Annotated in this window: 24 protein-coding genes and 4 tRNA genes; 9 read left to right on the top strand and 19 right to left on the bottom strand. The window is 41.6% G+C overall.

The window, feature by feature from the left end; all coding sequences use genetic code 11:
- The first annotated feature begins 6 nt into the window (after positions 1 to 6).
- Positions 7 to 279 (top strand): HPr family phosphocarrier protein, encoded by a 273-nt coding sequence (locus AAEU31_RS14380; RefSeq protein WP_135923427.1) that lies wholly within the window; start codon positions 7 to 9, stop codon positions 277 to 279.
- 211 nt (positions 280 to 490) lie between these two features.
- Entirely contained in the window at positions 491 to 1,849 is a 1,359-nt protein-coding gene (gene mgtE / locus AAEU31_RS14375; protein WP_135923426.1) for a magnesium transporter, read from the top strand.
- Positions 1,850 to 1,884: 35 nt separating this feature from the next.
- Here mgtE and AAEU31_RS14370 read toward each other — a convergent pair whose 3' ends face one another.
- Positions 1,885 to 4,062, bottom strand: a complete 2,178-nt coding sequence (locus AAEU31_RS14370; RefSeq protein ID WP_421967575.1) for a YgiQ family radical SAM protein — start codon at positions 4,060 to 4,062, stop codon at positions 1,885 to 1,887.
- A gap of 121 nt (positions 4,063 to 4,183) precedes the next feature.
- Positions 4,184 to 6,379 (bottom strand): bifunctional diguanylate cyclase/phosphodiesterase, encoded by a 2,196-nt coding sequence (locus AAEU31_RS14365; protein ID WP_235403631.1) that lies wholly within the window; start codon positions 6,377 to 6,379, stop codon positions 4,184 to 4,186.
- Positions 6,380 to 6,612: 233 nt separating this feature from the next.
- Between AAEU31_RS14365 and AAEU31_RS14360 the strand changes: the two genes are divergently transcribed.
- Both AAEU31_RS14360 and AAEU31_RS14355 read left to right on the top strand, forming a co-directional pair.
- Positions 6,613 to 7,149, top strand: a complete 537-nt coding sequence (locus AAEU31_RS14360) for an SRPBCC family protein (protein ID WP_135923423.1) — start codon at positions 6,613 to 6,615, stop codon at positions 7,147 to 7,149.
- On the top strand, positions 7,118 to 8,005 hold the full coding sequence (locus AAEU31_RS14355; protein ID WP_421967574.1) for a TIGR03899 family protein: 888 nt from the start codon (positions 7,118 to 7,120) through the stop codon (positions 8,003 to 8,005). The genes AAEU31_RS14360 and AAEU31_RS14355 overlap by 32 nt, the downstream gene beginning before the upstream one ends.
- Positions 8,006 to 8,036: 31 nt before the next feature.
- Here AAEU31_RS14355 and AAEU31_RS14350 read toward each other — a convergent pair whose 3' ends face one another.
- From AAEU31_RS14350 to AAEU31_RS14310, 9 genes are all read right to left on the bottom strand, one after another.
- Positions 8,037 to 8,804, bottom strand: a complete 768-nt coding sequence (locus AAEU31_RS14350; protein WP_135926227.1) for a TIGR04219 family outer membrane beta-barrel protein — start codon at positions 8,802 to 8,804, stop codon at positions 8,037 to 8,039.
- Between the two features lie 4 nt (positions 8,805 to 8,808).
- On the bottom strand, positions 8,809 to 9,795 hold the full coding sequence (locus AAEU31_RS14345; protein WP_421967573.1) for a DUF2333 family protein: 987 nt from the start codon (positions 9,793 to 9,795) through the stop codon (positions 8,809 to 8,811).
- An 8-nt stretch (positions 9,796 to 9,803) separates the two neighbouring features.
- Complete coding sequence (locus AAEU31_RS14340) at positions 9,804 to 10,310, bottom strand: copper chaperone PCu(A)C (protein ID WP_135923420.1); 507 nt, start codon at positions 10,308 to 10,310, stop codon at positions 9,804 to 9,806.
- Positions 10,311 to 10,390: 80 nt separating this feature from the next.
- The gene (locus AAEU31_RS14335) at positions 10,391 to 10,717 is read right to left on the bottom strand and encodes a hypothetical protein (protein ID WP_135923419.1); all 327 of its coding nucleotides are present in this window, start codon (positions 10,715 to 10,717) and stop codon (positions 10,391 to 10,393) included.
- A 9-nt stretch (positions 10,718 to 10,726) separates the two neighbouring features.
- Positions 10,727 to 10,933, bottom strand: coding sequence for a PspC domain-containing protein (locus tag AAEU31_RS14330; RefSeq protein WP_135923418.1), 207 nt, complete (start codon positions 10,931 to 10,933; stop codon positions 10,727 to 10,729).
- Positions 10,934 to 10,943: 10 nt separating this feature from the next.
- Positions 10,944 to 11,618, bottom strand: a complete 675-nt coding sequence (locus tag AAEU31_RS14325) for a PspA/IM30 family protein (RefSeq protein WP_421967572.1) — start codon at positions 11,616 to 11,618, stop codon at positions 10,944 to 10,946.
- Positions 11,619 to 11,854: 236 nt separating this feature from the next.
- Positions 11,855 to 12,832, bottom strand: coding sequence for a tRNA dihydrouridine(20/20a) synthase DusA (dusA, locus tag AAEU31_RS14320; RefSeq protein WP_135923416.1), 978 nt, complete (start codon positions 12,830 to 12,832; stop codon positions 11,855 to 11,857).
- A 226-nt stretch (positions 12,833 to 13,058) separates the two neighbouring features.
- The gene (locus AAEU31_RS14315) at positions 13,059 to 13,538 is read right to left on the bottom strand and encodes a hypothetical protein (protein ID WP_421967571.1); all 480 of its coding nucleotides are present in this window, start codon (positions 13,536 to 13,538) and stop codon (positions 13,059 to 13,061) included.
- 97 nt (positions 13,539 to 13,635) lie between these two features.
- Positions 13,636 to 14,256: a MarC family protein gene (locus tag AAEU31_RS14310; protein ID WP_135923414.1), complete on the bottom strand. Its 621-nt coding sequence runs from the start codon at positions 14,254 to 14,256 to the stop codon at positions 13,636 to 13,638.
- Positions 14,257 to 14,350: 94 nt separating this feature from the next.
- On the opposite strand from AAEU31_RS14310, the gene AAEU31_RS14305 reads away from it, so the two are divergent.
- From AAEU31_RS14305 to AAEU31_RS14295, 3 genes are all read left to right on the top strand, one after another.
- Entirely contained in the window at positions 14,351 to 14,785 is a 435-nt protein-coding gene (locus tag AAEU31_RS14305) for a transcriptional repressor (protein ID WP_138558083.1), read from the top strand.
- A gap of 75 nt (positions 14,786 to 14,860) precedes the next feature.
- Positions 14,861 to 15,328, top strand: coding sequence for a chemotaxis protein CheX (locus AAEU31_RS14300; RefSeq protein WP_135923412.1), 468 nt, complete (start codon positions 14,861 to 14,863; stop codon positions 15,326 to 15,328).
- Positions 15,325 to 15,750, top strand: coding sequence for a secondary thiamine-phosphate synthase enzyme YjbQ (locus AAEU31_RS14295; protein ID WP_421967570.1), 426 nt, complete (start codon positions 15,325 to 15,327; stop codon positions 15,748 to 15,750). Before AAEU31_RS14300 ends, AAEU31_RS14295 begins: the two co-directional genes overlap by 4 nt.
- A 70-nt stretch (positions 15,751 to 15,820) precedes the next feature.
- Here AAEU31_RS14295 and AAEU31_RS14290 read toward each other — a convergent pair.
- The 5 genes from AAEU31_RS14290 to orn all read right to left on the bottom strand — a co-directional run bounded on the left by AAEU31_RS14290 (position 15,821) and on the right by orn (position 17,019).
- Positions 15,821 to 15,896 (bottom strand) — tRNA-Gly (locus AAEU31_RS14290).
- Between the two features lie 80 nt (positions 15,897 to 15,976).
- Positions 15,977 to 16,052: transfer RNA gene (locus AAEU31_RS14285), tRNA-Gly, on the bottom strand.
- 92 nt (positions 16,053 to 16,144) lie between these two features.
- A tRNA-Gly gene (locus tag AAEU31_RS14280) sits at positions 16,145 to 16,220 on the bottom strand.
- A gap of 85 nt (positions 16,221 to 16,305) precedes the next feature.
- Positions 16,306 to 16,381 (bottom strand) — tRNA-Gly (locus AAEU31_RS14275).
- Between the two features lie 92 nt (positions 16,382 to 16,473).
- Positions 16,474 to 17,019 (bottom strand): oligoribonuclease, encoded by a 546-nt coding sequence (gene orn / locus AAEU31_RS14270; protein ID WP_135923411.1) that lies wholly within the window; start codon positions 17,017 to 17,019, stop codon positions 16,474 to 16,476.
- Between the two features lie 122 nt (positions 17,020 to 17,141).
- Here orn and rsgA point away from each other — a divergent pair, with 122 nt between their 5' ends.
- Positions 17,142 to 18,200 carry a small ribosomal subunit biogenesis GTPase RsgA gene (gene rsgA / locus AAEU31_RS14265; protein WP_421967569.1) on the top strand — a complete coding sequence of 353 codons (1,059 nt, stop codon included), beginning with the start codon at positions 17,142 to 17,144 and terminating at the stop codon, positions 18,198 to 18,200.
- 18 nt (positions 18,201 to 18,218) lie between these two features.
- Positions 18,219 to 19,085: an archaetidylserine decarboxylase gene (gene asd, locus AAEU31_RS14260; RefSeq protein WP_171040440.1), complete on the top strand. Its 867-nt coding sequence runs from the start codon at positions 18,219 to 18,221 to the stop codon at positions 19,083 to 19,085.
- A 33-nt stretch (positions 19,086 to 19,118) separates the two neighbouring features.
- Here the strand turns inward: asd and AAEU31_RS14255 are convergent, their stop codons facing one another.
- Genes AAEU31_RS14255 through AAEU31_RS14245 form a run of 3 tightly spaced genes read right to left on the bottom strand, consistent with a single transcriptional unit; the run spans position 19,119 to position 22,227 of the window.
- Positions 19,119 to 19,904, bottom strand: coding sequence for a HesA/MoeB/ThiF family protein (locus AAEU31_RS14255; RefSeq protein ID WP_421967568.1), 786 nt, complete (start codon positions 19,902 to 19,904; stop codon positions 19,119 to 19,121).
- 1 nt (position 19,905) lies between these two features.
- Positions 19,906 to 21,429, bottom strand: a complete 1,524-nt coding sequence (gene thiE, locus AAEU31_RS14250; protein WP_421967567.1) for a thiamine phosphate synthase — start codon at positions 21,427 to 21,429, stop codon at positions 19,906 to 19,908.
- 15 nt (positions 21,430 to 21,444) lie between these two features.
- The gene (locus tag AAEU31_RS14245) at positions 21,445 to 22,227 is read right to left on the bottom strand and encodes a thiazole synthase (protein WP_421967566.1); all 783 of its coding nucleotides are present in this window, start codon (positions 22,225 to 22,227) and stop codon (positions 21,445 to 21,447) included.
- Position 22,228 lies beyond the last annotated feature (1 nt).

The raw sequence follows: 22,228 nt of genomic DNA, 5'->3' as shown, positions 1-22,228 counted from the left end.
TGCCAGATGCACGCAGAAGACACGTTTTTAATTCAAAATAAGCTTGGCTTGCACGCACGAGCAGCCACTGTTTTAGCACAACTTGCTTTGCAATTTGATGCTAAAATTATGCTTTATCAAGACGATAAAGAAGCTGAAGGTGATAGTGTTTTAGCCTTAATGCTACTTGAAAGTAGTCAAGGTAAAGAAGTGCGTGTGGTATGTGAAGGCCCAGATGCAGAGGCTGCACTGAACGCAATTGGAGAATTAATTGCACAACGCTTTCATGAACAAGAATAGCGTTTGCTAAGGCTTAACCGTTTAAGTTAAACTTAGTTCAGGTATTTATAATTCTCTTTAAATATCCTACTTTTATATCGTTCACACCTTAAAAATACAAAGCACTTAATAATTTTATCGCAGTGTGAAGATATCCTGCAAATACACCACTTAGCAACTATGCTGTATTTGCAGAATCTGTATTAATCTATTTTCAGTTGTAAGGACGCCAATGCCAGAAGCCTTTGAACAAGACTACCCACTACAACAACTTAAACAAGTGACCAAGTCACTCAATAGTGGACAATTTGTTCAGGTGCGAGGCATGCTCGCTAAAACAGCTCCGTGTGATACCGCTTTATTATTAGAGTCATCTCCCCATAAAATTCGTCGCATGCTATGGCAGTTGGTAGACCCAGATGTGCGTGGTGATGTTTTAGAAGAACTCTCTGAAGACGTACGTTTAGGTATTATTGCTCAGATGGAGCCTGAGCACATTGCTGCTGCAACCGAAGACATGGACGACGATGACTTAGGTGAAGTTCTTCGTAGCCTTCCTGACACCGTTTATCAAGACGTAGTCAGTGCAATGGACTCGCAAGATAGAGAAAGGGCAACTCAGGCACTGTCGTACCAAGAGCGTTCAGCCGGTGCCCTGATGAACAGCGATACGGTAACAATCCGTCCAGATGTTACCTTAGATGTAGTCCTGCGCTATTTACGCTTGCGTGGTGAACTACCAGAGGGTACAGATGACTTATACGTTGTTGATAAACATAACTGCTTTTTAGGCGCGCTTTCGTTAACCACATTACTGACCAACTCATCGGATAAAATTGTTCGTGATTTAATGGATGAAGAGTGCGAGTCAATCCTGATCTCAATGGATGAAAGTGATGTAGCGCAATTGTTCGAGCGTCATAACTGGATTTCAGCCCCTGTTGTTGATGATAACGCTCACTTACTTGGTCGTATTACCATCGATGATATCGTTGACGTAATCCGTGAAGATGCTGAACATAGCATGTTAAGCCTTGCTGGTCTTGACGACGAAGAAGATACCTTTGCGCCAGTACTCAAAAGTTCGCAGCGTCGCTCTATTTGGCTGGGAGTTAACTTATTAACCGCATTGCTAGCAGCAATTGTGGCAAGCTTTTTTGAAAACACCTTAGCAATCTTGCCTATTTTGGCGGTACTAAATGGTATCGTACCTTCAATGGGTGGTGTTGCAGGTAGCCAAACATTAACACTGGTTATTCGTGGTATAGCGGTTGGCCATATCAACCAAACAAACCAACGCTTCTTATTACTTAAGGAACTGGCGATAGGCGCACTGAATGGCGTTATTTGGTCGATATTAATTGCTGGTGTGGTTGCCCTATGGCAATGGGACTTTAAGCTCGGTGCGGTCTTAGCGTTTGCGATGTTTATGAATCTTGTTGCCGCTGGTATCGCGGGTGCGAGTATTCCGTTAATTCTTAAGAAAATGAAAATTGACCCAGCCCTCGCCGGCAGTGTGGTACTGACAACCGTCACCGATATTGTTGGTATTTTTGCCTTTTTAGGCACCGCAACCTGGTTATTGATCTAATATAAAAACGGCCCTTTAAGGGCCATTTATATCTTTTACTTTGCGCGCTGCTTATTTTTACCTACTCTAGGTTTGGTATTGGCCTTTTTGAATTGGCTAAAACCAGTGTGACGTGTAAGTGCTGCACGGCCTTTACCACCTTTACTATTTGCCGCTTTTTCGTTGCGACTCTCTTCAGGAACCAAACAGTTTGGCCCTTTACCGATTAAATTCGCTTTACCCATTTTTCTAAGAGCTTCGCGGATCATCGGCCAGCCAGCAGGATCATGATAACGTAAAATAGCTTTATGCAAGCGACGCTGACGTGCCCCTTTTGGCACAGGCACTTGTTCAGTATTGTTTTTAATATTACGTAACGAGTTCATCTCGGTATGATAAATTGTCGTTGCATTGGCCATTGGCGACGGGTAAAAATTTTGTACCTGATCAAGCTTAAAGTCATTGGCCTTTAACCATAGCGCCATGTTAACCATGTCTTCGTCTTTCGTTCCTGGATGTGCAGAAATAAAATACGGGATCAAATACTGTTTCTTACCGGCTTCTTTTGAGTATTTATCAAATAGCTCTTTAAATTTATCGTAAGCACCCATGCCCGGCTTCATCATCTTAGATAATGGGCCATCCTCGGTATGCTCAGGGGCAATTTTTAAGTACCCGCCTACGTGATGAGTAACCAGCTCTTTTACATAGCGAGGATCTTCTACTGCTAAGTCATAGCGTACGCCTGACGCAATCAAGATTTTCTTCACGCCTTTCACATCACGGGCTTTTTTATAAAGCTCAATCGTTGGGGTGTGATCGGTGTCCATATGCTTACAGATATCAGGATAAACACATGATAAACGTCGGCACGTGCTCTCTGCCTTTTTGCTCTTACAGCGCAATTTATACATATTCGCTGTTGGACCACCTAAGTCAGAAATTACCCCTGTGAAGCCCGGTACTTTGTCACGAATTTGCTCAATTTCATCAATAATTGATTGCTCTGAACGGCTTTGAATAATGCGTCCTTCATGTTCTGTAATCGAACAGAAAGAACAACCACCAAAGCACCCGCGCATAATATTCACCGAGGTTTTAATCATTTCATAGGCAGGAATTTTTTCATCGCCATAGCTTGGGTGCGGAATACGCTGATATGGCAAACCAAATACGCCATCCATTTCTTCAGTTTCAAGCGGAAATGCAGGCGGGTTCACCCAAATCGAACGGTCGCCATGGCGTTGAAACAAGGCACGTGCACAACCTGGGTTTGTTTCTTGGTGCAAAATACGCGACGCATGGGCATAAAGCGGTTTATTTACACTCACTTGCTCATACGCTGGTAACTTAACGTAGGTCTTTTCCCATGGCTTAGGACGCGCAGGCTGAATAGTGATTGACTTGGCAGCCTCTGCGCTTAAATCAATACCCGCTTGTTTAAACTCAGACTTACTACAACCGACATCATCTGCACCATACGGGTTTGGAATTGGATCAATCTTACCGATTTTATCGATAGCCGTAGAGTCACTGCCACGCCAGCCCGGCAAAGGCTCTTTTCGAATAACCGCGGTACCACGAATATCTTGAATGGTATCAACCGACTCACCACCAGCAATTCGGTGCGCAACTTCAACAAGCGGACGCTCGGCATTACCGTAAATTAGAATGTCTGCTTTGGCATCAAACAAAACACTTCGGCGTACTTTTTCTTGCCAGTAATCATAGTGCGCAATACGACGTAAACTCGCCTCAATACCACCAATAATTAACGGAACATCTTTATAAGCTTCACGACAGCGTTGACTATACACAACCACAGCACGATCAGGACGTTTACCACCTATGTTACCCGGCGTGTATGCATCATCATGGCGCATACGCTTTTCAGCAGTATAGCGGTTGATCATCGAGTCCATATTGCCCGCAGTCACACCAAAAAATAAGTTAGGCTTACCTAACGCCATAAAGGCATCTTTTGAGTTCCAATCAGGCTGAGCAATAATACCAACGCGAAAACCCTGCGACTCAAGCATGCGGCCAATTACAGCCATACCAAAACTTGGGTGATCAACATAGGCATCGCCACTGACGATAATCACATCGCAACTATCCCAGCCTAATGCATCCATTTCTGCACGGGTGGTTGGTAAAAATGGCGCCGTGCCATAGCATTCAGCCCAATACTTAGGGTAAGAAAACAGGCCTCGCTCGGCTTTTAATGCGCTCATAAAGTGTACTCTGCTAACAAAAGGGGCGAATTATACCCCACTCTTATAGATTATTATAGAAAACAAAACGCCCTTCACATTGAAGGGCGCTGCAAGTAACTAGGGTCAAGAGCAAAGCTAATTAATGTTTGGCTTGTAAATATGTGATTAACTCGTTCTCAGGCATAGGCTTAGCGTACATAAACCCTTGTACTTCATCACAACCAAGCTCAAGTAAATAATCGGCTTGTGCTTGTGTTTCAACTCCCTCTGCGATTGTTTTTAGACCTAATCTTGCACCCAAAGAAATAATTAACGCAGCGATAGCCTCACACCCCTTACCTGGTAGGTCTTTTATAAATGCTCTGTCGATTTTGAGTCTATCTAACGGCAGTTTTTGCAAATAACTCAACGATGAGAAGCCTGTACCAAAGTCATCAATCGCAATTTCAATGCCAAATGCTTTTAACTCCTCAAGAGTGGTAATAACATTGCTCAGCTCGTCCATTACCACACTTTCGGTTACTTCAAGCTCTATAAACTGTGGCTTAACTTCATATTTTATTAGAGTGTCTTTAACCTGCTGCGCATAACCTTTCACTTTAAACTGTGGCACTGAAACGTTTACAGCAACACTAATGTTAAAGCCAAGCTGTTCAAGACGCTTTTGTTGTAAACATGCTTGTTCTAGTACCCACTGCCCTATTTCAACAATTAAACCTGCATCTTCAGCCAAGGGAACAAATATAGCTGGGGAAATATATTGGCCATTTCCTGACGGCCAACGTAGCAATGCTTCACAGCCGATGATCTCTAATGTATTCAAATCTAGTTGCGGCTGGAACCACACTTCAAGTTTACGTTGTTCAAAGTCTTGACGAAGCTGCCTTATAATCCCTAAGCGCCATGCCATCTGCTCTTCCATTTCTGGAGTGTACGTGACGACCATTTCAGAGGAATTCTTTTTAGCTTGGTTCAAAGCTATATATGCCAATTTTAGAGTTTCAATACCCGCTTTCTGAAAGTCACCTTGAAGGCACAAGCCAATCTTAAAATTGATAGGTAAAATATGTTCGCCAGCAGTAAAAGGTAAACTAAGATGTTCGCGTAACTGCTCAAGGTCATAACGCTGTTTTGGTAATATCAAACCAAACACATCAGCACCTATTCGAGAAAGTAGCTCGGCATCTGGATACTCTTGTTGCAGCCTTTCAACAATGGCATTTAAAAGCAAATTACCAATTTCTTGTCCTAAACCATTATTGATATCAGAGAAATGGGCAACATCAATCAATAAAAAAACATAGTCTGTTTTACCGGGCTGATAAAAACGCTCTACTTTGTTGATAAAATCATTACGATTAGGAAGACCTGTTAAAATATCTTTATACGCTGCATCACATAAACGGTTAAACAAGCGCACATTATCAAGACCAACACTTACATTGGTTAAAAAGATCTCGGCAAATTGTAACTGCGAAGGGCTTGGCGTTTGATTAGTTTCTAAGTAAATCGCGGCTTGGCGATTTTTACTTTTTAGTAGATAGGTACTGTCAAGCTCAGTATGTTGATGCTCACCTTGTGCTAAGCAGTTTTTCACTTGTAAAATGATACGACCATTATCAAGCTGCTCAATTCGCTGACCAATTACATCGTTGTATTCAGCGCCACCGCCCAAAACAAAAACCCGATCGTCATCTTCAATCGAACCACACAGTAAGCCGTGAGGTTCACAATCTAAAATAAACGAAAGCTGCTTTAATACAGCCATGGTAAAAGCTTTGATATCGGTAAAGCCTAAAATAGCCTTCGAGGCGAGTAGAATATTGTTTAATGCGCGGCTTTGAAATTCGAGCTGGCAAACTTGTTCATAAGAACGGATAGCTGTTACCAGTGAAGTAATCAATTTACTACGAGTCAGCTCAGTTTTAGTTTTGTAATCATTAATATCGTACTCGCGGATTACTTTTTCTTCAGGGGCATACCCTGGCTGACCAGTACGAAGAATAATACGAATATTATGATTTTTTAGGCATTCCCTGACCTGCTTCACAACTTGTAAGCCAGCATCATCTGACTCCATCACAACATCAAGTAAAATAACGGAAATAGAATGGTCTTTTTTAAGTAATTCGAGCGCTTCTGCACCAGAGTAGGCATGATGGAATCGCAAGCCTTTATCCCAAAACTCAACCCCAGATAAAGCTAGCTTAGTGACAGAATGTATTTCAGGATCATCATCGACTATTAATACATCCCAAAAATCAGATACAGTTTCTTCGAGAAGCTGCTCATCATCTTGGTCGTTAAATAAAAAGTCATTACTGTCTGATGTCATTAATAATTCCTTAAAGTGAACACCGTAAAACTGTATCGATGGTGACTCTCCACTTTACAACGATGCATAAAAATTCTATCACTTATTCGACTGTGGTACATTAGTGATAACATATACAGTCGTATCAAAAAGATTATAGCCTAAGATACGTATAATGTTATGAAAGATATAAAACTATTGCCTGAGGTGAGATTATTAAATTATTCTTTGTGAGTTTAAAAGCATTATTTGTTATGACACTCATCGCGCTTGTGGTGGGTTTAATGCTTTCTCAACAATACACTGTTGATAAGTCGATAAGAATATCAGCAAGCGCCGAAGAAATCGCAGGTTTGGTTAGTGACTTTAACCAATGGCCTGAGTGGCAACCTTGGCAAGCAGTTGACCCAAGTATTGAATTTATAATTGCAGAGCCAAGCCAAGGCGTTGGCGCTCATCAGTTTTGGCAAAGTCGCTTTGGCAAAGGCGAGATGACCATTACCCAACTAAATAAAAATGCAATGATGTTTAATATTTTGTTTAACCAAGAACACATTGCAAAAGGCGAGATACGTTTTTCAAATGCCGCTGATGGCGTTGAGGTTAGATGCACATTACAAGGTGAAGTCAACACTCCTATTATTGGCGGCTACCTCGCTTTATTAAGCCAATATATACTTAATAACTCGGTTAAGTTGGCTTTGAACAATATAAAAACCTATGCGCAGTTAGCAACAACAGAAAAGGCAATTGCTACCGATGACAGTCAAAGCGGCTCAAGCGAGAATTAATCTTGCTAACATAATCGAAAACCAGCTTGGATACCCTATCCATAAAACATCGTCTGTAAAAATCAATCAAACAAACGATGAACAATACTCGCCGCAAGGACAACAACAGCTACCCTATCAAGTAAAAGCTGAAGCAACATTACTCGACAGAGCCCATACACGCCAAGAAATCCAATTAATAAAGCGCCAAGAAAATATCGAAACCATTATGGCAATGGCGATGGCGTTTTGCCCCGATGTAACTGGCCAACAACGACCGGATTTCGATTGGATAGAGCGCTTTATTAGCTTATGCGAAGATACTGCAAATACTGCAATGCAAAAACTGTGGGCAAAAATATTGGCAGGTGAAACTGTTGCTCCAGGTACATTTTCAATCAAAAGCTTACAAACGCTTAAATTTATGACTCAGCGTGAAGCCGATGCATTACAGCGCTGCACCTCGCTGTGTGGATTTAACGAAAAAGACCACAGTCACTTAATTCTCTTGGGCTTTTACAAAAAGCCGTCGCTTTTTGATTTATTAAGAAAAGGCAACAAAGTGTCATTTAACTTGGGCAAAACCCCGGTTAGTTTTCCTGACATTTTGACTTTAATGGATATTAACTTGTTGTATCGAAAAGAAATTGAATCAGCAGTATTAAAAGCAGGACAAGAGTTAACCCTTAGTTTTATGAATCAGCGCCTTGTATTAAAAGCTAAAAGTAATGATTTGGTACTTAGTTACTATAAGTTTACTCAAACTGGTGATGAGCTTAAAAAACTCATTAGTACACCGATAAATAAAGCTTATAAAAATATTTTATCAACATCCTTAGAAGATGAGTTTGACGTTAGCTGGCATGCTTTAAAATAGCCTGCCAGCTAATAATAGATTCACCATCTATTTAGAAGTGAATTTGAATACCTGCAAATGGCCCAGAAGCATCAATATCTGTGTAGATATCATCGATATCATCAAGCTCTAGCGTCATTGAACGATAGCCCGCTTTAATATCCATATCAATAGCAAGGTTATCAAGTAACGCATAAGCAATACCGGCTTGATAATCTTGAACCTTACTATCATCAATAGCCAGTAAGCTACCTTCAAAGAAAACACTCAAGCCAGTTAATGGTAAGCCAACTTCAGCACGACCATACACTAATGGTACAAAGCCTGAAAAATCAACACGCTCAGTAGTGCTTGGTCCACCGTTTTGCGATGTACCCGTTACCGTAATCTCACCATCAAACTGTTTAGCATTGACACCTAAATCGATAGACACTAAATCGTTATCAAAAATCTCATAGTAAAGAATATAATCAACATGTGACAAATCACTTACCGTACCAACGGTTGTACCTACCACGTAGTTAGAATCGCCAAAGCTAAAGCTTTCATCAAGCATGGTTGAACCGTTTAATTCAAGCTCTGTGTACTTAAGTTTAATATTTGGTACAAGTGGTACTGGGTGCTCTAGTGCTGCGTAGTAGCTCGTAAACGTCTCATCATCAAATTTGAAGCTTTGTAGATTACCGTCTTGGGCAAAACTACCGCTGTTATCAGATTGCCAGCCATCAACACCAAGATATAAACCTAATAATGTGTCAGCTTGCGCTGTCGGAGCTAAACAGGCCATCGATAAAGCGGCCGCTAAACAGTACTTTTTCATCATTTTATCCTTGCGCTAAAAGTTCGCTAAGTTCAATTAGAGCCGCATTGGCTCGAGAAATATAATTCGCCATTACTAATGAATGATTGGCTACAAAGCCAAAACCACTACCATTTAATATCATTGGACTCCACACGGTTTCTTGTGTGGCCTCTAATTCACGAATAATCTGTTGCAGGCTAACACGCGCATTTTTCTTTTCTAAGACATCGGCAAAATCATATTCAACTGCCTGTAAAAAATGCAGCAACGCCCATGTTGCACCACGAGACTCATAAAACACATCATCAATTTGCCACCACGATGTTTTTACCTGATTCTGTAAAGGCGTATAGGTTGCTTGATGGGCTGCGGTATCACCGGCTAGATCTGTGTTTAAGCGTTCTTGGCCGACACTGGCACTTAAGCGTTGGCTTAAGCTGCCTAGGCGTTTTTCAGCTTCTTTTAACCAACCACGTAGATTATCTGCACGGGCATAAAACTCGCTATCGCGGTCATTTTGATCCGCAATTTGAGTTCGATATACAATTAGTAAATCAATGCCTTTTTGATATTCAGCCTCAGCACTTGGCCATGCCCATGCTACTGAACTTATATTAAATTGCGGCTGTGCTTTTTTTAGAGCCTCATGTTCGGTCGACTGTGATTGCGAACGACTAAAGTCTTTACGCATCGACAATACCAGGTCTCGAGTCATCTCAAGCGCCCCGTATTCCCATGCCGGCATATTATCCATCATCACACTTGGTGGCATAATATCATTTGATAAATAGCCACCCGGTTTGTTTAACAATGTACTTGCAACATTAATGAGTGTTGACGTGGTTGTGTAACCGGTGACAAACTTTTCACCCCGTTGTTGGGCTTCTTGTTTTGCCTTGTTTACAACACCCATGCGATCTGGCTCACTACTCCAGTAAACCGCAATTGCATAGAAAATAATTAAAATGATAAGTAATGCGCTGGCTATTTTTCCTTTATGCTCAGACATGGTACCTCCTAGTGGTGTGAGTGTTGTTCACTCTTATTTGCAGCCTGTTCAGACATTTCTTGTAAAGACACAACCTTAGCTTGAGTAAAAACTCGGTTGCCGTTTTTAAAATATAGCGTGAGTTTACGCTCTTGCCCTGCTTTTAGTTCATCCTCTGGTTCAAAAACCATTAAATGATAACCGCCAGGTTTAAATTCCACCTGACTATGCGCGCTAATTTCCAGTGAAAGAACCTGTTGCATTTTCATCATGCCATCAACATGAGTATGCTGATGAATCTCAACGCGGCCTAAACCATCCAGTTCGGCTTTAGTAAGCACTGTGGCGTGATCGCTTGGATTGGTAATAGTAAGATAAGCAACTGTCGCTTTACTAGCGGGTAAGAATTCTCGAACTTGGGCGTCACTCACGGTAACTTCTGCAACCTCGCTGTGCTCATGACCGCTATGGGCAGATGTAAACGTACTAAATAATAAACTTGCAGTAAAAAAAGACAGTGCGGGTAACAACTTCATTATGTTTTAATCCTTGTTAAGACATCTACTTACCCGCTAAATTTAGCATACTTTGGCTATTAAGGCAGTTTATTCACAGCTTAAGCCACTGATTTTTTGTTATCGGCAACCAGCCAACACAACGCGGCGATTAACAATAACGGCCATGCAATTACAACTGAGCCAAATAAAAACGCAAGCACTACGCCAATCACAGCAACAACACCTGCGCCAATTAAGCCAATAGTAAATAAAGCAACCCCAGCCACAACGGCAATTACTGCGATGATAGCACCAAGCACTTCAAGCCCAGCCCAGCTCATATCCGCAATTGACAAAGGCAACTGCCATGTATCAAACGATACAAACGAAATTGTATCTGTGCACAGTAATAACATTGCTAAGATGATGATAGCTAACGTTTTCATAAAAGACTCCTAGTAACCTTTAACTGGTAAAGTGCAATGAGCCACTAAATAACCCAAGCCTATTAACAACGGCATTTGAATAAGTAGTATGATCATGACTAAACGTGTAGACCATACCGGAAAGCCTAATCGTGCAGCTAAGCCACTACACACACCAGAGATCTTCTTGTTACTTAGATCTCGGTACCAACGTGTTGATGTATGATATGTATTCATCACTAAACTCCTAAGCAGATTGCTTCATACTTGCTTTTAAATCAGCAAGTTCTTTATCAATCGCGTCATTTTTCTCAAGCGCTGCAATTTGTGCTGCTGTTGAATTTGCCGCATCACTTTGCGTAAGTTCATACGCTTCAACCTGCGATTCAATATTTTCAACGCGTTGCTCTAAGTAGTCAAAACGCGCTAATGCATCTTCAACTTTACTGCTATGCAGCTGCTCTTTTACTTTTAAACGTGCTGTAACAACGCGCTCTTTTTGCATATAAGTCAGTTGCTTTGCTTTTGCATCTGCAAGCTTATTTTGTAAACGCTGACAATCTTCAGTGAGCTTTGCTAGTGACTCAGCCACTTTATTCATTTCAGCTTGTTGCGCTTCGATTTCTGTAGTTAAACGCTGTTTTTCAACTAATGCTGCTTTGGCAAGATCGTCACGATCTTTACTCAGTGCTTTTTCTGCCTTCGCTTGCCAGTCAGCTACTTTTGCTTGTTTAGCGGCAATTTCACGCTTCATTTGCTTTTCTTGCGTTAGAAACGTGGCTGCAGTTGCACGACACTCACTCAATGCATCCTGCATTTCTTTCACAAGTAAGTTCAGTAGCTTTTCAGGATCTTCTGCTTTGTCTAATGCAGCTGAAAGGTTTGCCTGAATAATGTCATTTACGCGATTTAATACACCCATGTGACTCTCCTGTTGATTATTGGGTTAATACATCAAGGAGATTCCAATTCTTGTGCCAACTACCACAAAAATCAAAATAATCATTTAAATACAATAAGTTGAAATTTAAAAATCAAGAATTAGACTGACTGGTGACTGAATGGAAAATAACTAATTTGACTAAAAAATTAACTTTTTCACCAAATTTTAGGATCAAAAAAAGCCACAAAATGTGGCTTTTTTAATGAGGGATATGATTAGGCTTCTGGGACAAAACTTAAGGCTTTATCCATAACAGATAAATCAGCCGCTTTACCATGACCCTTTTCTGAAAGGTGACGTCTGAAACCACGCGCGCCAGGTTGGCCTTGGAAAATCCCCAACATGTGGCGAGCAATATGCCAAAAGTTAGCACCTTTACTCATTTCATCTTCGATATAGTCATACATAGAGCGAACAACCTGATGACGAGTAAGCGTAAAGGCTTCATCACCATAAATGTTTTCATCAACCTCAGACAAAATAAACGGATTACTATACGCTTCACGACCAATCATAATGCCATCAACATACTCAAGGTGAGCCACACTATCAGCAATGGTTTTCACGCCACCATTTAAACTTAAGTGAAGTTGCGGATAATCTTTTTTCAGCTGATAAACACGCGGGTAATCAAGTGGTGGGATCTCACGATTTTCTTTTGGGCTTAAACCATTTAACCATGCTTTACGGGCATGGATAATAAAGTCATCACAACCAACATCATGACTTGCTTCAATTAAGGCACATAAAAACTCATACGAGTCTTGCTCATCAATACCAATGCGCGTTTTAACTGTAACAGGAATAGTCACTTCGGCCTTCATTGCTGCAACACAGTCAGCAACCAGCTTCGGCTCTGCCATTAAACAAGCACCAAAACGACCATTTTGCACACGGTCTGAAGGACAACCAACATTAAGGTTAACCTCATCATAGCCACGCTCTGCCGCTAACTTTGCACACTTAGCCAACGCTTCTGGATCTGAGCCACCAAGCTGCAATGCCACAGGCCCTTCATGCTGGTTAAAATGAAGGTAGTCGCCTTTACCAAATAAAATCGCCCCTGTTGTCACCATCTCTGTGTAAAGCACAGCATGCTTAGTCATTTTACGGTGAAAAGTTCGACAGTGACGATCTGTCCAATCTAACATGGGTGCCACGGAAAAACGGCGGTTTAATGTCGTTGTGCTCATAACATAGCCCCTTCAAAGATCAATACGTTTACTTGCAACTTGATTACCTAATACGATTAACGCTCAGTACAGCGATGACGCAATTTTAAGAGATGCATCATGCCCTGACAAAATTTTCGATATTATATCACTAATGCTCAATCGCAACATGACATAATCAAAGATGGGGAAGAAAAGAATAAAAGAAGTGGACTACACACTCACTTCTTACAAAATGATGGATAAATTAACTTTTAACTTCATTAAGGAGGTGTTCTAAGTTTTTACCTGTAAGTTCAAATATGGTGATTTCTAACTCTTTATAATCTTCGTTCTTAAGGTTAACTAGTTTGGCACCCACTGCAATACGCGCTACTTTTTCAACAGGGTCGATTTCAACAATTTCAATTGATGCATGAGTATCATGATCTTTTGACTGCACATAGTATTCACTAAAAAATGTAGCATCAGCGCGAACATTCGGGTTGCTGTCAGACACTGATTGTAAAAGTGTACCTTTCTTTAAATCACTTTTACGAAGTGAAAAGCTGTACTCAGCAACATTTGCATGACCAATGATCACTGTTACTGCGCTTTCACCATTAATTTTAAAATCATGATCAGTTACTTCAATAACTTTTAACTTACCACTGTCATAGGTTGGCTCCATGCAAGCACCTAAACTAAAAATCAGAAAAACTGATAAAACAACATTTTTGAGTAGCATTCTCTATTCCTTAAATTTTTATTGCCTACTTCTTAACTTAGATAAAAGAAGACAAATATTCAAAGTTTAAATTACTGAAAATGCACTTTAATTCATCTTATCCAACGACACTCAAACCAAAGTAGTGAGCTATGCCGCCAAGAATGTTTGTCACAGCCACTGAAGATAAAATTAGTCCCATCACTCGGCTGATTATACTGGCACCACTATCACCAATTAATTTGTGAACTTGAGTAGCCAATAAAAGTAACACTAAGACGATAATGAGCACCGATAACATTATCGCAGAGGTAACTAGTTGCTCTAACCATGTGTATTCATTATTGCGTGTCATCAACACTGCACCGAGCATTGCCCCTGGGCTTGCAATAGATGGAATTGCCAGCGGAAAGATAGCCGTTTCGGTACTATCACGGACACTTTTAATTTCGCTTTCAGGCTTACTCTCGCCAAAGATCATAGACAGCGCAAAAAGTAATAGAACAATGCCGCCAGCAATCTGAAATGCCGATAAAGGAATTTTAATTGCGTTTAACAGCAACTCCCCAGCAATAACAAAGAAAAGTAAAACTAATGCCGACACTCCTACCGCTTTAAGTGCAACTTTGCGTTTAAACTTGGCATCATCCCAGCGGGTTACAGCAATAAAGACAGGCACCGTACCGATTGGATCAATCACAGCAAAAAAGAAAATGAACGCGGCGAGCAACTCAGTCATTAACAAACTTCCTTGAAAACGAGATAGCGAATAAAAACACTGCAACTACAATACAGTATGTTAGTATATCACGGTAGCGTAAGGATAAGAGAAGATGAATATAGAATCACTCGTTAGTAAAGCAAAACAAGTCTGCGACAATCGTGGTGCACGTTTCACGCCTATCCGTGAAAAAGTATTTCGCCTTTTAGCTAGTGCGCAAGGTGGTGTAGGTGCTTATGACTTATTAGAACAACTTAAATTAACTGAGTCTGGTGCAAAACCTGCCACTATTTATCGCGCGTTAGATTTTTTGTCTGAACTTGGCTTTATTCATAAAATCGAAAGTACTAACTCTTTTATGTTGTGCCATCATTTCGATCATATTCACCCTGTACAACTATTAATTTGCGACAGCTGTGGTTTTGTTAAAGAGTTACATTCAACAGTGATTTCTCACGAACTGAATAATCTCGCCGCAGAAAGTGGATTTATTGTCTCTGGACAAACTATCGAAGCACATGGAAAGTGTGAAAATTGCAAAGATTAAGTGCACTGTTCAGAACAGCCACTACACTTAAGTTATAATTGCAGCTTGGCTGCGTAACCTGAGGGAAATTAAATAATGAATGTGGAGTTCATCAACCCATTTTTATCATCATTATTAAATGTATTGAGCACCATGGCTCAAACAGAATTGAAACCGGGTAAACCTAGTTTAAAAAAAGATGAAGTAGCCCGTGGTGATGTTTCCGGTTTAATAGGTATGGTTGGACCACAAACAAAAGGCTCACTTTCAATCTCATTTGATGAAAGCCTAGCATTAACCATTATGGAAAGAATGCTCGGAGAACGACCAGAAACTATCGATGAAGAAGTTACCGATATGGTCGGTGAAATCACTAACATGGTGACAGGTGGTGCTAAAAACTTACTTGGCGAAAAAGGCTATGAGTTTGATATGGCAACGCCAGTTGTAGTGTCTGGCAAAGGACATACAATTGCTCACAAATGCGAAGGTGCCAAGGTGTTAATTCCATTCACGTCAGCTGACGGTAACGCCAATATCGAAGTAAGCTTTGATAAACTATGAGTTGGCAGCAAAAAACAATTCAATTGAAGCCTCGCTCGCGAGGCTTTCACATTATTGATGACGAAATACTTCGTCAACTCCCCGAAATAACACAGTACAAAGTCGGTTTATTACACCTTTTCATTCAGCACACTTCTGCAAGCTTAACCATTAACGAAAATGCAGATCCGACTGTGCGAATGGATATGGAAAGTCACTTCAATCACTTTGTACCAGAACGACAAAGTTATTATCGTCATGATTATGAAGGTGATGATGATATGCCAGCCCATATAAAAAGCAGTACATTAGGTGCTGAACTCACCATACCAATTAATCAAGGCCGCTTAATGCTAGGCACATGGCAAGGTATTTATTTAGGTGAACACCGAGACCATGGTGGTGCTAGACGCATTGTCGCGACGATTCAAGGTCAGCTCTAGAAACTAGCTATAGACAAAGTTTGATTTTAACAGCTTTATTTAAGAAAGTATTTTGGGATTTTTTAGAGATTGGAGCGGCACACGAGGCTCGAACTCGTGACCTCAACCTTGGCAAGGTTGCGCTCTACCAACTGAGCTAGTGCCGCACAATAAGTTACTAGTTTCAATATCTTGGAGCTTTCAACTTTCCCCTTGAAACTTAAACCAATTTCTTTTGGTGAGAAATTGGAGCGGCACACGAGGCTCGAACTCGTGACCTCAACCTTGGCAAGGTTGCGCTCTACCAACTGAGCTAGTGCCGCATAAATAAGTTGTAAGCTGCAAGTTTCTAGCTTCAAGCTAATGCTTTCAACTTTCCCCTTGAAACTTAAGCCAATTTCTTTTGGTGAGAAATTGGAGCGGCACACGAGGCTCGAACTCGTGACCTCAACCTTGGCAAGGTTGCGCTCTACCAACTGAGCTAGTGCCGCACAATAAGTTACTAGTTTTAAGTTACAAGCTTCAAGTTAGTTACTTTCCTCTTGAAACTTAAGCCAATTCCTTTTGGTGAGAAATTGGAGCGGCACACGAGGCTCGAACTCGTGACCTCAACCTTGGCAAGGTTGCGCTCTACCAACTGAGCTAGTGCCGCTTTCAATTACTTAGAGACATACCAACCCCGCGGGGTTAACGTCTTAAGCGGGGCAGGATTCTACAATAATCCGATGTGTTTGCAAATGTTTTTTACAAATTAAAGAATTTTTCTTGGTAAACCTTTAATTCCATGATCGAATCTTTGATATCGTCGAGGGCTAGATGTGAACCTTTTTTGTTCACTTGCGCTAACACGTCAGGTTTCCAGCGACGCGCAAGCTCTTTAACTGTGCTTACATCGAGGTTACGGTAGTGAAAGTAGTCTTCCAATTCAGGCATGTACTTATTCATAAAGCGGCGATCTTGGCCGATAGAATTACCACACATAGGCGAAGCACCCGCAGGTACCCATTGCTTCAAAAATGCCAGTGTTTGCTCAATGGCATCTTGCTCTGTGAATGTGCTTGCTTTACAGCGAGCTGTTAAACCAGATTGACCGTGCTGAGTCGTACACCACTCATCCATGCCATCAAGCAGTTCATCGCTTTGATGAATAGCAATAACAGGGCCTTCAGCCAAAATGTTTAAATCACTGTCGGTGACAACAGTGGCAATTTCGAGTATTTTATCTGTTGCTGGTTCGAGGCCGGTCATTTCCAGGTCGAGCCAGATAAGATTTGATTTATGAAAAGACATAGTTACCTTAGCGGTGCTTTCCTTTAGATCCAACACATTTAGATATATCATATTAGTATCATCAGTCGACCTAAAGCTTTTTTTTCAAAAAGCCCGACATTTACTCAAGTTATAGGCCAAAAGTGGCAAAACAAAAGAAATTAAGTAAAGGCCAATCGCGTCGAATTAAGGCCAACCATCAAAAACGCCTCTCTAATGCAGATAAAAAGCAAGAGAAAGGGGCAACTGTGCAATGGCAAAATGACAATTTAGGTCCTGCCGAAAATGCGGTAGTGATCAGTCGATTTGGCCAACATGCCGACATCGAAACCGAATCAGGCAGCATATTACGTTGTAATATTCGCAGAACAGTATCGAGCCTTGTCTGTGGTGATGAAGTTATTTTTCGCCGTGCAAAAGTTAGCGAAGGCGACTTAGCTGGCGTTATTGAGGCAACTCATGAACGTCGCTCACAACTAACGCGCCCTGATTTTTATGACGGGGTAAAAGTCGTCGCTGCCAATATCGACCAAATTTTAATGGTCTCTGCGGTACTGCCTGAGTTTACGCCAAACATTATCGATCGCTATTTAGTTGCCTGTGAAGACATGGGAATTGAGCCTATTTTAGTGCTCAACAAAATAGATTTAATTGACGATGAAGGCCTTGCTTTTATTAATGAAATTCTCGATATCTATCGAGAGTTAGGTTATCAAGTACTGTTAGTCAGTAATAAAACGGGTCAAGGCATCGATGAACTTAAACAAAAACTGGTCGGTAAAAACAGCATTTTTGTTGGTCAAAGTGGTGTGGGTAAATCAACCTTAGTCAACACTGTACTGCCAAATGCTGACATTCTAACCCAAGAAGTCTCTGAGAACAGCGGCCTTGGTCAACACACAACAACCGTATCGCGATTACACCATTTACCAAGTGGCGGTAATCTTATCGACTCACCAGGAATTCGTGAGTTTGGCTTGTGGCATTTAGATGTTGAGCGCGTTACATGGTGCTTTAAAGAGTTCCGTGATTTTATTGGTGGCTGTCGTTTTCGAGATTGTAAGCATTTAAACGATCCTGGCTGTATAATTCGCCAAGCTGTTGATGATGGTGAAATTTCAGAACTTCGTTTTGACAGTTACCACCGAATTTTAGAAACTATGGCCGACGGCCGTGCTGGTGCACGCGCTCCTCGCGTATAACTATTTAGGAAATAACAAGTGAGTTTAGATAAATTCAAAATTGCTATGCAATATGCCATGCCAAAACATTTCATTTCGCGCATGGTTGGCAAGTTGGCAGCAGCAAAAGCGGGTGGCTTAACAACGGCCTTAATTAAATTGTTTATCAAACAATACAAAATTGATATGAGTGAGGCTAAATACCCAGATCCAGCTCATTACAAAACTTTTAATGAGTTTTTCACTCGCCCATTAAAAGAAGGCATTCGTCCACTTGCTGAAGAAAGCGACATTATTGCTCACCCAGTTGATGGTGCAATTAGCCAATTAGGCGATGTAGTAGACGGTCAAATCATCCAAGCAAAAGGCCACGACTACAGCTTACAAGCACTACTTGGTGGCAAAGAAGAAGACACAGCGCCGTTTTTAGGCGGTAAGTTTGCGACTATTTATTTAGCGCCTAAAGATTACCACCGTATTCACATGCCTGTTGATGGTACGCTGAGCAAAATGATCTACGTACCGGGTGATTTATTTTCTGTAAACCCGTTAACAGCGCAAAATGTACCTAACCTATTTGCTCGTAACGAGCGAGTTGTGGCTATCTTCGAAACCGAAATTGGCCCGCTAGCCATGGTACTTGTTGGTGCGACAATTGTTGCTAGCATCGAGACTATTTGGGCAGGCACAGTAACGCCACCAGCGGGTAAAGATGTATTTAGTTGGAATTACCCAACGAAAGGTGACAATGCAATTACCCTGAAAAAGGGTGAAGAAATGGGTCGCTTTAAATTAGGCTCTACCGTTATTTTAGCTTGGGGTGCAAATCAAGCTGAGTTCTTATCAGATCAACACCCTGAAACAGTAACGCGTATGGGCACACCATTTGCGAAAATTAACGACTAATAAGTTCAACTAAGCACAATTAAGCAAACCACTTTAGCTAAAAGTGGTTTGCTTAAAATTCACTACAAAACCGCGCCTACACTCTGAGCATTCACTATCTTTTTGAATATTAAAGCGCTGCTGCTTTAGTGTTAGCCCATCAAATTGAATAAACTCACTACCGACTTTATGGCCAAGCAATATATTGATAGCCAATAAGCTTTGCATGCTACCCATAACCCCCAGTAACGGGCTCAATACCCCAGCATTATCGCAATTAAGCGCTGTTTGCTCCTCAGTTTGCGGGAACACACAACCATAGCAAGGGCTCTGTTCATCACGAAAATCAAAACTCATCACTTGCCCCTGCGTTGCAATAGCTGCAGCTGATACAAGTGGGATAGATTTAGCTAAACAATAGCGATTAACCAAGTAACGGGTAGCAAAGTTATCACTACAATCGAGGATAATGTCAGCACCTTCAAGTAACTCAGCACAGTTACTTTCATCAAGCTTTTGGCATAGAGGCTTAACCGTAATTTGATTATTTAAACTGCTTAACACCTTGGCTGCCGCCTGTGTTTTTGCCTGCCCCATATGGTTTACTTTATAGAGTATTTGTCGCTGTAGATTTGAAAGCTCAACTTTATCGTCGTCAATCAAAGTGAGCGTTCCGATTCCTGCAGCCGCTAAATAAAACAGTGCTGGTGAGCCAAGCCCACCCGCCCCGACAACCACAATATGTGCAGCCTTTAACTTTTGCTGCCCCGCATGCCCCACCTCTTTGAGTAGCAAGTGGCGGCTATAACGAATTTGCTCTTTGTCGCTTAACGCGCTCATATTAAGACTGACCTTCGATCAGCTGTTTTAACTTGGCAATGGCTGCTTGGTAGTCTTCGGCTTCAGTAATCGCACGTACTACTGCAACACTGCCAACCCCCGTACTCGCAACTTGCTCTGCACGTGATATATCAATTCCACCAATCGCCACCGTTGGATAATCAGCCATCAACGGCACAAATTTTTCGAGCTTTTCTAAACCTTGAATTTGCCCTGTCATGTCTTTGGTGGTGGTTGGATAAATAGCGCCAAACGCCATATAACTTGGTCTGTAATTATGCGCGCGTAGCATCTCATAAAAGCCATGAGTCGAAACACCTAAGCGTAACCCTGCCTCTTTTATGGCAATTAGATTAGCGGTTTGTAAGTCTTCTTGCCCTAAATGCACACCATAAGCGCCGTGTTTAACCGCTAATTGCCAATAATCATTGATATACACCTGTGCATCGTACTTTTGCCCCAGCATAATTGCACTTGCAATGGCATCTTCGAGTGTTGCATCGTCTGCATTTTTCATTCTTAATTGAACGGTTTTAACTCCTTCGGCTAAACACTTCTCTAACCAATCAACCGTATCAACAACGGCATATAATCCAAGCTGTTTAGAGTCGCATTCGGCAAAGCCTGCTGCCATGGTAAAATCAACTGGGCAGTCAAAGTCGAGCTCATCACCTAGCCAACTTCCCGCCTCGATGACTTGTGGGTAATCCGCCAGCTTAGTAGGAAAGCAAGTATGTGCAACGGGGCCAATCCCTTCGCCATAACGAACGGCTGCTTTTAATCCTTGGTTTATATAGGCTTTCGCTAAAATAAAAGCATCTTTGAGTGGATACTGTTTGGCTAAACACGCAGCAATCACAGAGGCCATACTGCATCCAGTACCGTGACTATGCGGAGTTTGAATTTTTTCGTTACCAAGCCAATATGCGTGATCACCTTGTACGCAGTAATCAATACAATAGCCACTTGGGTAATCCCAATGACCCCCTTTGATGATCACCGCTTTTGCACCATAGCCTGTTAGCTTTTCGGCGGCTTCTTTCACTGCGCTTGGGCCAATCAAATAAACACCGGTTAATAGCTGCGTTTCGTGAGTGTTCGGTGTTACTACATCGACTAATGGCAATAAACACTCTTTAATGGCACTAACAGTATCTTCTTCTGTTAATAAATCACCACTTGAGGCAATGGCAACCGGATCATAAACAACCAAAGGCGGCTCTGCCCAAGTTGCTTTGTAATGTTTTAAATGCTCACTAATAAGCTGTATTTGCTGCACATTGGCAAGCATGCCAATTTTAATCACGCTGGCAGGCATATCACTGGCTAAGGCTAATAGTTGCGACTCAATCACCTCTGTTGATATCGGGTTCAGCGCTTCTACACCTAAACTATTTTGTGCCGTTAAAGCAGTAATAACCGTACAGCCATGTACGTTAAAACTTTGCATTGCTTTGATATCGGCTTGAATTCCTGCACCGCCGCCCGAATCTGAGCCAGCTATGGTCCATACAACCTGATTCATGTTACTCCTCACTTTTTATTCTTGATGCCAAAATGGCATTCCGAGCGTCGGCGTTGATGGGCTTGCCACGTCTTTCTCTGGCATCGCTTTGGCCAAATGGCTATATCGCCCCGCTTCAACAGCACTCTTAAACGCTTTACTCATCGTTACTGGGCAACCTGCACCTGCAATTGCCGAATTTAATAATACGGCATCATACCCTAATTCAAGCGCTTGGCAGGCATGAGATGGTAAACCTAAGCCCGCATCAACAATTAAAGTATGGTTTGGCAAGCGCTCACGGATCATTTTTAAGTTGTAAGGATTCAGTAAGCCTTTACCCGTGCCAATCGGTGCGCCCCAAGGCATTAGTACTTCACAACCTAAATCAGCGAGGCGCTGACACAGCACTAAATCATCAGTGCAATAAGGTAAAACTTTAAAGCCATCGGCTAATAAAATTTTAGTGGCTTCGAGCAGTGCGATTGGATCTGGCTGTAAATTATATTCATCACCAATTAGTTCTAACTTGATCCAATCAGTGGCAAACACTTCGCGGCACATTTGCGCCAAGGTCACCGCCTCTTTTACGCTATGACAACCCGCCGTATTTGGCAGCACCTTTAATCCGGTGTTTTTTATCAATTGCCAAAAATCATCACCCGCAGCAACACTTTGCTGGCGTCTTAATGAAACCGTGACAATTTCAGCCTGTGAGGCCACTATCGACTCTGTCATAACACTTGGCGAAGGGTACAGTGCTGAGCCAATCAGTAACCGACTCGTAAATTGCTCACCATAAACCGAAAAACTATCCATC

The organism is Pseudoalteromonas thalassia (genome assembly GCF_049257215.1).
GTDB classification, from domain to species: Bacteria; Pseudomonadota; Gammaproteobacteria; order Enterobacterales; family Alteromonadaceae; genus Pseudoalteromonas; species Pseudoalteromonas lipolytica_C.
The sequence above is the reverse complement of the archived record's forward strand: the minus strand, read 5'-3'. Positions and strand labels throughout refer to the sequence as shown.

Excerpts from the sequence above, each read along its gene's own strand:
- AAEU31_RS14380 (WP_135923427.1), top strand. The coding sequence starts at position 7 with ATGCACGCAGAAGACACGTTTTTAATTCAAAATAAGCTTGGCTTGCAC.
- mgtE (WP_135923426.1), top strand. The coding sequence starts at position 491 with ATGCCAGAAGCCTTTGAACAAGACTACCCACTACAACAACTTAAACAA.
- AAEU31_RS14370 (WP_421967575.1), bottom strand. The coding sequence starts at position 4,062 with ATGAGCGCATTAAAAGCCGAGCGAGGCCTGTTTTCTTACCCTAAGTAT.
- AAEU31_RS14365 (WP_235403631.1), bottom strand. The coding sequence starts at position 6,379 with ATGACATCAGACAGTAATGACTTTTTATTTAACGACCAAGATGATGAG.
- AAEU31_RS14360 (WP_135923423.1), top strand. The coding sequence starts at position 6,613 with ATGACACTCATCGCGCTTGTGGTGGGTTTAATGCTTTCTCAACAATAC.
- AAEU31_RS14355 (WP_421967574.1), top strand. The coding sequence starts at position 7,118 with ATGACAGTCAAAGCGGCTCAAGCGAGAATTAATCTTGCTAACATAATC.
- AAEU31_RS14350 (WP_135926227.1), bottom strand. The coding sequence starts at position 8,804 with ATGAAAAAGTACTGTTTAGCGGCCGCTTTATCGATGGCCTGTTTAGCT.
- AAEU31_RS14345 (WP_421967573.1), bottom strand. The coding sequence starts at position 9,795 with ATGTCTGAGCATAAAGGAAAAATAGCCAGCGCATTACTTATCATTTTA.
- AAEU31_RS14340 (WP_135923420.1), bottom strand. The coding sequence starts at position 10,310 with ATGAAGTTGTTACCCGCACTGTCTTTTTTTACTGCAAGTTTATTATTT.
- AAEU31_RS14335 (WP_135923419.1), bottom strand. The coding sequence starts at position 10,717 with ATGAAAACGTTAGCTATCATCATCTTAGCAATGTTATTACTGTGCACA.
- AAEU31_RS14330 (WP_135923418.1), bottom strand. The coding sequence starts at position 10,933 with ATGAATACATATCATACATCAACACGTTGGTACCGAGATCTAAGTAAC.
- AAEU31_RS14325 (WP_421967572.1), bottom strand. The coding sequence starts at position 11,618 with ATGGGTGTATTAAATCGCGTAAATGACATTATTCAGGCAAACCTTTCA.
- dusA (WP_135923416.1), bottom strand. The coding sequence starts at position 12,832 with ATGAGCACAACGACATTAAACCGCCGTTTTTCCGTGGCACCCATGTTA.
- AAEU31_RS14315 (WP_421967571.1), bottom strand. The coding sequence starts at position 13,538 with ATGCTACTCAAAAATGTTGTTTTATCAGTTTTTCTGATTTTTAGTTTA.
- AAEU31_RS14310 (WP_135923414.1), bottom strand. The coding sequence starts at position 14,256 with ATGACTGAGTTGCTCGCCGCGTTCATTTTCTTTTTTGCTGTGATTGAT.
- AAEU31_RS14305 (WP_138558083.1), top strand. The coding sequence starts at position 14,351 with ATGAATATAGAATCACTCGTTAGTAAAGCAAAACAAGTCTGCGACAAT.
- AAEU31_RS14300 (WP_135923412.1), top strand. The coding sequence starts at position 14,861 with ATGAATGTGGAGTTCATCAACCCATTTTTATCATCATTATTAAATGTA.
- AAEU31_RS14295 (WP_421967570.1), top strand. The coding sequence starts at position 15,325 with ATGAGTTGGCAGCAAAAAACAATTCAATTGAAGCCTCGCTCGCGAGGC.
- orn (WP_135923411.1), bottom strand. The coding sequence starts at position 17,019 with ATGTCTTTTCATAAATCAAATCTTATCTGGCTCGACCTGGAAATGACC.
- AAEU31_RS14255 (WP_421967568.1), bottom strand. The coding sequence starts at position 19,904 with ATGAGCGCGTTAAGCGACAAAGAGCAAATTCGTTATAGCCGCCACTTG.
- thiE (WP_421967567.1), bottom strand. The coding sequence starts at position 21,429 with ATGAATCAGGTTGTATGGACCATAGCTGGCTCAGATTCGGGCGGCGGT.
- AAEU31_RS14245 (WP_421967566.1), bottom strand. The coding sequence starts at position 22,227 with ATGGATAGTTTTTCGGTTTATGGTGAGCAATTTACGAGTCGGTTACTG.